This is a genomic window from Winogradskyella damuponensis, from assembly GCF_039538385.1.
GTDB classification, from domain to species: domain Bacteria; phylum Bacteroidota; class Bacteroidia; order Flavobacteriales; family Flavobacteriaceae; genus Winogradskyella; species Winogradskyella damuponensis.
Genome location: NZ_BAABCB010000047.1, coordinates 1 through 2,288, shown reverse-complemented (window position 1 = coordinate 2,288; position 2,288 = coordinate 1). Strand labels below are relative to the sequence as shown.

Here is a 2,288-nt window from a genome sequence, read left to right as displayed (position 1 = left end):
TTTTTATTTGCTAACTTACTCGCTTATAACACGCAACAAATCATATACGAGACCGTTGGCATTAATTTGAACAAACTCAAAAGTAAATGAAATATATATTTAAAATTTCAATGTTTTTCGCACTAATCTATATGATAATTGGGTGTCAAAATCAAAAGAGTATTGAAAATAGATTTTCCTCATTAAATGATACGATAATCCTAAAAACAAAGAAAGTAAAAGGAAATGGTTTATTTCAATTCGGAGTTAGTAGCATAGAGTTTCAAGACACTTCGAAAAGCTTTTCAAATCCAGTCAAATATCCAAAAAACATTAATGACCTAAAACGCTTTCAACTGAAAACAGATTTCGATGAAACAAAAAATTATAATGTGGAAATGCTGAAAGGCAATAAAAATGGTAAACAAATTTTTATTGTCGATGAAAATAATAACAAAGATTTTACCGACGACTCTATTAGAGAATACAAACCAATAATTTGGAGTAAATCTGCAAACTTAGTTAGATGCAAATATTTAATTTCCAATGACACAGAAATAGTAACAGATTCTTCTTGGTTGAACATCGGAGACTCGAACGGTAATTTTTCACTTGGAAAAAGGGAATATTTAATAAGCAAATTTGAAATTGACAACAAGAAATATGAAATTGGAATTATTGAACCTCGAAATCCATTGAGTTTTACCTATGGTTTTCGACCCCAAATTTCGATACTATCAGATTCAGGAATAAAAAAAGATTCAATATCTGAAAGTGATTTAATAGCATTCGGAGAAGCTTTAAATTTAAATGGTAAATATTATCGTTTTGAAAAAATTTCCAACAATGGAGATATAATAACATTAGTTAAGGATAAAAACTTTGAATCCGAAATTGGAACTCAAAAAGGTATGATTGCCCCTAGCTTTAAGGTTATTACTATGTCTGGAGATACTTTAACGAATTCATACTTACAAAATAAACTCACAGTCATTGCTAATTCTTGTGGGTGCGGTGGCGACAAAGAATCAACTGAAGCATTTTATGAAATGGAAAGAACATTTGGAAATCAAATAAATATTCTGCACGTTGATTCAGATATAAAAATGTTGGATATTGGAATACATATAGACTCACAAGAAGAGTTCAATAAAGACTTTTACAATAATTACAGAAAAGAATATTGTTCTAGACTTTGCTATGTTATTGGAAAAGACAATAGAATTGTTGAGAAATTCAATATTAATGAATGGAAAAATGTTTTACCGAAAACAATAAAAAACTAATGCCAACACCGTATATAATTTATTGCTAGTTCTAGCCTACTTACGAAAATCCTCGCAGATTTTCTATTTGGTTTGTATTTGCTAAATTCGGTGCTTAAAACACGCAACAAACCATATACATAAACGTTGGCAATAATTTGAAAAAATCCGTTTACATATTGAACTTTATGCTTTTTCTATTAGCTTTTTCTTGTGGACAAAATTCATCTGAAAAAGAGCTAAATGGAAATTGGCGAGAAATTGAAAATGAATATAGTACTTGGCACTTCTATCCAGATAGTTTAGTTTTTAAATTACCTAGCGAATTTGATAAGAAAACAAAATGGAACGCTAATAAATCGCAAATTGAATTTGAACTAAGGACATTATATTGGAAATCGGATTCAAGTCTGCCTATTGATACAACTAGCAAGATTTTAATTAATTACAAGCTTTCTGATAATAAAGACAGTCTTTTTGGAACTATAAAGAACAATTATGGCATACATAAATTCAGTATGCTTAAGACGAAAAGTTACAGTGAATATCTAAAGAGAAAATTTGGAATTGAATTTACTTTACCTAAAAGCGATTCGACTGAATTAATAAAAAAAGACCCAGTTTATGGAATGAAAATTTTTATGAGTTCTGTAAATAATAAAGTGATAGGAAAAACTGAACTTTCTAATTCTCTAAATAGTTTAGAAAATGACATCAAACGATTTAAAGACACATTAGAAACTTATTTTGGGCCTAAAGATTTGCGTATAGAAAGATTTTATTTGAGCGTATATGCCGACAAGCAAATTTCAGATTCAATTATTACAGCAAGTTTACCTGTTACTATCAAAAGCGACTTTTTCATAGATAATGATATTCCTAGACCACCAGGCAATATGCTTCCTATAAGTATTTATAGAATGTATAATGATGAAGCAAATGATAACCTATATTTTAGAAAAGCAAAAAAAATAAAAACTATCGCCAACAAAGTACTGTGGTAAAAAACAAGTAAAAATGTATTAATTTTTCACTAAAGTACTT

General features: G+C 28.7%; 2 protein-coding genes. Both read left to right on the top strand.

All coding sequences use genetic code 11. The features are described 5' to 3' along the window. The first annotated feature begins 86 nt into the window (after positions 1–86). The gene (locus tag ABD730_RS17195; protein WP_344716128.1) at positions 87–1,265 is read left to right on the top strand and encodes a hypothetical protein; all 1,179 of its coding nucleotides are present in this window, start codon (positions 87–89) and stop codon (positions 1,263–1,265) included. Positions 1,266–1,432: 167 nt separating this feature from the next. Next, entirely contained in the window at positions 1,433–2,248 is an 816-nt protein-coding gene (locus ABD730_RS17190) for a hypothetical protein (protein ID WP_344716127.1), read from the top strand. The last annotated feature ends 40 nt before the right edge of the window (positions 2,249–2,288 follow it).

Coding starts and splice junctions, on each gene's coding strand:
- ABD730_RS17195 (WP_344716128.1), top strand. CDS start 87: ATGAAATATATATTTAAAATTTCAATGTTTTTCGCACTAATCTATATG.
- ABD730_RS17190 (WP_344716127.1), top strand. CDS start 1,433: ATGCTTTTTCTATTAGCTTTTTCTTGTGGACAAAATTCATCTGAAAAA.